Here is a 4,439-nt window from a genome sequence, read left to right as displayed (position 1 = left end):
GCTTTCACGCATCGGCACCGATGGCCGGTGGACGATCGAGCGGCGCTGGAAGACCCGCCAGCCCGAGGCGTACCTGCGTCGGCGGCTCGACCCACGGGGCTTCGTGGCCGGCAAGAGCGCCATCGCGCGCGAGGAGCTGCCGCTGGAGTTTGCCATGAACGCGCTGCGCCTGACCGAGGGCGTCGACATGGCGCTGTGGAGCGCCTATACCGGGCAGCCTCGAGAGACGCTGCTCGCCCGGTTACAAAGCGCCGAGAAAAAAGGACTTTTGATGGAAATGCCCGAAAAGCTGCGTGCCTCACCCCATGGTCTATTATTCTTGAACGAGCTGCTCGGGCTGATCAGTGACGATTGACCCGACGGCGCGATCAATCAAACAAGCTTTTAAGGAGTGAGTGATGCGTATTTCTCGACTGCTGACCCCTGTGGCCGCCGCCCTTCTCGTGGCCGGCTGTGCCACCTCCGACCCCTACGGTGGCCAAACGCAGCGCTCCAACACCGGCATCGGCACCGGCATCGGTGCCGCGGTGGGTGCCGCTGCGGGCGCGCTTTCCGGTGACGGCAGCACCAGCCGCCGCGACCGCGCCTTAATCGGTGCCGCCGTGGGCGCGGCCGCCGGCGCCGGCGTGGGGGCCTACATGGATCGTCAGGAAAACCAGCTGCGTGAAAGCCTGCAGGGCTCGCGCATCGAGATCGACCGCCGTGGCGACGACATCGTGCTCAACATGCCCAGCAGCGTGACCTTCGGCTTCGACTCCTCGGAGCTGACCGGCCAGGCACGCAGCGCGCTCAACGAAGTCGCCAACGTCCTCACCCAGTACACCGATACTCGCGTCAACATCGCTGGCCACACCGACAGCACCGGCGCCGCCGACTACAACCAGCGCCTCTCCGAGCGTCGTGCCCAGGCCGTGGGCAGCTACCTGAGCCAGAACGGCGTCTCTTCGTCGCGTCTCAACACGCGCGGTTACGGTGCCACCCAGCCGGTCGCCAGCAATGACAACGACCAGGGCCGCGCCCAGAACCGTCGCGTCGAGATCACCCTGACGCCGACCGGTCAGGCCGGTCAGAGCCAAGGTCAAGGCAACTACTGATCGATCTGGTCTGATTCGGTAGGGTCTGACCCACGAGCCCGCTATCATGGATAGCGGGCTTTTTTATTTCATCAGTGCGGATCACCATGCTCTCCTACCAACACGCCTATCACGCCGGCAACTTTGCCGATGTTCACAAGCACCTCACCCTTTATGCGGTGAAAGATCATTTGTTACGTAAAAAAAGCGCTATTACATATGTCGATGCTCATGCCGGTCGTGGGCTCTATCCACTGGCATCGAAAGAGGCACTGAAGCTTCAAGAGCACCGTGAGGGCATCGAACCGCTGTGGAAGGCGCGAAAAAGCCTGAACAACCCGCTGCTGGTCGAATGGCTTTCCCAGGTGGCACGCGTCCAATCCGATGGCATTGACTTGAGCTGCTACCCGGGATCGCCCTGGTGGTTGAGCCAAGGCCTTCGCGAGCAGGATGCGCTGCGCCTTTGCGAGCTGCACCCGGGCGAGCACGCCGAGCTTTTCGATCAGGCGCTGCCCGCCGCCGCGGTACGCGTTCACGGCGACGGGCTCAAGGAGCTCGAGGCGCGCGTACCGGTGGCCACCCCGCGGCTCTGCGTGCTGATCGATCCGAGCTTCGAGCGCAAGACGGAGTACCAGGAGGTCGCCGACAGCGCCCTGTACGCGCTCGCCAAGGTGCGCCACGCCGTGTTGATGATCTGGTACCCGCTGCTGCCCTCCGGCGCCCACCACACCCTGCTGGACGCCCTGAGTGCCAGCGGCGTGCGCAAGATCTGGCAAAGCGAGCTGCACCTGCGCGAGCCGGGCGGCGAGCGCCATGGCATGTACGCCAGCGGCATGCTGGTGGTGAACCCGCCCTGGGGGCTAGACGAGCGCCTGCAAGGCGCAATGGGGGAGATCACCACGCTGCTCGGCGGCGAAAGCCGCTTCGACGCCCACTGGCTGGTCGAGGAGTAGATACGCTGCCACCGTGCTGGCGGCCTCTCGATGCCCAATGAAGTATCCATGACATTGAACCTACCGACCGGTAGGTAGTATAGTGCCCGACCTTCGATAAGCTTCACGAGGTCGACTCTCATGACACGCTCACCCGCTACCCAGCGCATCGTCACCGCGGCGATTGCGCACTTCGCCGAGGCGAGCTACGACGGCGCCTCGCTTTCCGCCATCGCCGAGGCGGTGGGTATTCGCAAGGCGTCGCTGTATGCGCATTTTGCCTCGAAAGAGGCGCTATTCATGGCCGCCTTCGAGGAGGCGCTGGGCATCGAGCGCACCTTCGCCGACGACTGTTTCAACGATGAAAGCGACCGGGCGCTTCCCGGGTTGCGCTACTGCCATGCGCTCATTCGCCGCTTCGGTGAAAGCGCCCACCTGCGCTTTTTACTGCGCGCGGGCTATATGCCGCCAGACACGCTGGCCGAGTGGGTCGATGCGCGGCACGAGGCGTACCTGGCCCAGCTCAATGACCGCTTTCTGGCAAGGCTCGATGACTGGCAGGGGGCGCAGGGAGCGCTCTCCGCCATGCAGCGCGAGCGCTTCGCGCTGGCCTATCTCGGTATCGTCGATAGCCTTCAGGTCAAGCTGATCTACACCACCGCCGAGCTCGCCCGAGAGCGCCTCGAGGCGCTCTCGAGCATTTTCGAAGACTCCCTGATCCATCATTGCGAGGGTGGAAAGACACCATGACACGTGACAACAAGCAAGCCACCATCGGCACCGGGCTTCTGATCCTGCTGGCGCTGATCACCGCGCTGGACGCCATGGCGATCGACATGTATCTACCGGGCATGCCGGACATCGCCGAGGATTTAGGCGTCTCTGCGGGCCAGATTCAGCAGACCCTGGCCATCTTTCTGATTGGTTTGGCGGTCGGGCAGGCGATCTACGGTCCGCTGCTGGACCGCTTCGGCCGCCGCTGGCCCCTTCTGATCGGGCTTCTGGTGTTCATCGGGGGCTCGGTTATCGCCGCCCTGGCTCACTCCTTCGAGACGCTGCTGGCCGCCCGCTTTCTGCAGGCGCTCGGTGCTTCGGCTGGCCTGGTGGCGCCGCGCGCGATCATCGACGACGTCTACGAGCTCAAGGAGTCGGCTCAGAAACTTTCCATTCTCATGCAGGTGGTGATGGTCGCACCGATCGTCGCGCCGGTACTGGGTGGACTGGTGCTGCTCTATGCCGAGTGGCACATGATCTTCTGGGCCATGGCGGCGCTGGCCCTGGTCACGCTGGTGTGGGGAGTCGTCAGCGTGCCGGATACGTTGCCAATCGAGCAGCGCGTTGCCCTCAGCGGGGCGAGCATCGTGAAAGGCTATGCACGACTCTTCGTACAGCCGGTGTTCATGCTCTACAGCGTGGCGAGCGGGCTGGTGCTGGGGGCGTTCTTCTCCTATATCAGCGGCTCGTCGTTCGTGTTCATGGAGCACTTCGGGCTGAATTCGACCCAGTACAGCCAGCTCTTCGCCGCCAATTCCGTGGGACTGGTGGTCGGCGGGGCGGTCAGCAACGCGCTCGTCAAACGGGAGTGGTCGACCTTTCGCGTCATGATGCTGGGTACGGCGATCTACACCTTGGCCGGGGCGCTACTCTGGTGCGTCAATGTCCTCGGCGCGCCGACGCTTGTGGTCTACGGCCTCATTCTGGGGCTCGCGATCGCTTCGCTCGGCATGGTGTTCGGTAACGTGATGGCGTTGATCATGAACGCGGCGGATTCTCCCGCCGGGGTGGCTTCGGCGCTGATGGGCGTGCTTCAGTACCTGCTCTCCGCGGTGGTGGGCTTGCTGGTCAGCCTGACCGTGGTCAGCCCCAGCCAGCTGCCGGCCACCATCGCTATCTGCGGCACTCTGGCACTCGTGCTGTGCTGGTGTGCCAGCGTGAAAGAGCAAAACGCCGCTCACCCGGCGGGCACCGTCGAGTCGACCTGAAGCCTGGATCGGCACCAAAGCGGCCGAACGATCGGCCGCCATCCCACGAGGAGAACCAAGAGGAGAACGAACATGCCCAACGCTCAGCGCGCCGTGGTGATCGGCGCTTCACGCGGCATCGGCCTGGGACTCGTGGCAGAGTGGCTGGCCCGCGGTTTCGAGGTGATCGCCAGCGTCCGCGAAGGCGCCTCCAGAGAGGCGCTGAAGGCGCTGGAGCAGCGCCATCCGGGCCGGCTCGAGATCGTGGTCGTGGACCTGGCCGCGCCGGACGAACTGGGAAGGCTTTTGGCGTGCGCACACATCGACGTGCTGATGGTCGTTGCCGGTATCATGGGGCCGGATCATCAGCGCGCCGAATGCGCCAGCCGCGAAGAGCTTGGCGAGCTGTTCTGGACCAACGCCACCGCGCCGGTGGTGCTGGCACGTACGCTGCTGCCCGCTGTACGCCGTGG

At 64.5% G+C, this 4,439-nt stretch carries 5 protein-coding genes and 1 pseudogene; all 6 read left to right on the top strand.

Annotation, left to right across the window (positions count from 1 at the left end; genetic code table 11):
• Window positions 1-355, top strand: a pseudogene (locus tag BIS11_RS11680) (YggW family oxidoreductase); the annotation flags it as partial.
• 43 nt (window positions 356-398) lie between these two features.
• Window positions 399-1,094 carry an OmpA family protein gene (locus BIS11_RS11675; RefSeq protein ID WP_227391291.1) on the top strand — a complete coding sequence of 232 codons (696 nt, stop codon included), beginning with the start codon at window positions 399-401 and terminating at the stop codon, window positions 1,092-1,094.
• Between the two features lie 86 nt (window positions 1,095-1,180).
• On the top strand, window positions 1,181-2,026 hold the full coding sequence (locus BIS11_RS11670; protein ID WP_253426036.1) for a 23S rRNA (adenine(2030)-N(6))-methyltransferase RlmJ: 846 nt from the start codon (window positions 1,181-1,183) through the stop codon (window positions 2,024-2,026).
• 120 nt (window positions 2,027-2,146) lie between these two features.
• Window positions 2,147-2,755 carry a TetR/AcrR family transcriptional regulator gene (locus BIS11_RS11665; RefSeq protein ID WP_253426033.1) on the top strand — a complete coding sequence of 203 codons (609 nt, stop codon included), beginning with the start codon at window positions 2,147-2,149 and terminating at the stop codon, window positions 2,753-2,755.
• Window positions 2,752-3,987 (top strand): multidrug effflux MFS transporter, encoded by a 1,236-nt coding sequence (locus BIS11_RS11660; RefSeq protein ID WP_253426030.1) that lies wholly within the window; start codon window positions 2,752-2,754, stop codon window positions 3,985-3,987. Before BIS11_RS11665 ends, BIS11_RS11660 begins: the two co-directional genes overlap by 4 nt.
• A 72-nt stretch (window positions 3,988-4,059) precedes the next feature.
• On the top strand, window positions 4,060-4,439 hold a 380-nt coding region (locus tag BIS11_RS11655; protein ID WP_253586083.1), incomplete at its 3' end, for an SDR family NAD(P)-dependent oxidoreductase.

The organism is Halomonas sp. 707D4, from assembly GCF_024158685.1.
Lineage (GTDB): Bacteria > Pseudomonadota > Gammaproteobacteria > Pseudomonadales > Halomonadaceae > Vreelandella.
The sequence above is the reverse complement of the archived record's forward strand: the minus strand, read 5'-3'. Positions and strand labels throughout refer to the sequence as shown.

Bases quoted from the DNA above. Each gene is read 5' to 3' on its own strand.
- BIS11_RS11675 (WP_227391291.1), top strand. From the start codon at position 399: ATGCGTATTTCTCGACTGCTGACCCCTGTGGCCGCCGCCCTTCTCGTG.
- BIS11_RS11665 (WP_253426033.1), top strand. From the start codon at position 2,147: ATGACACGCTCACCCGCTACCCAGCGCATCGTCACCGCGGCGATTGCG.
- BIS11_RS11660 (WP_253426030.1), top strand. From the start codon at position 2,752: ATGACACGTGACAACAAGCAAGCCACCATCGGCACCGGGCTTCTGATC.
- BIS11_RS11670 (WP_253426036.1), top strand. From the start codon at position 1,181: ATGCTCTCCTACCAACACGCCTATCACGCCGGCAACTTTGCCGATGTT.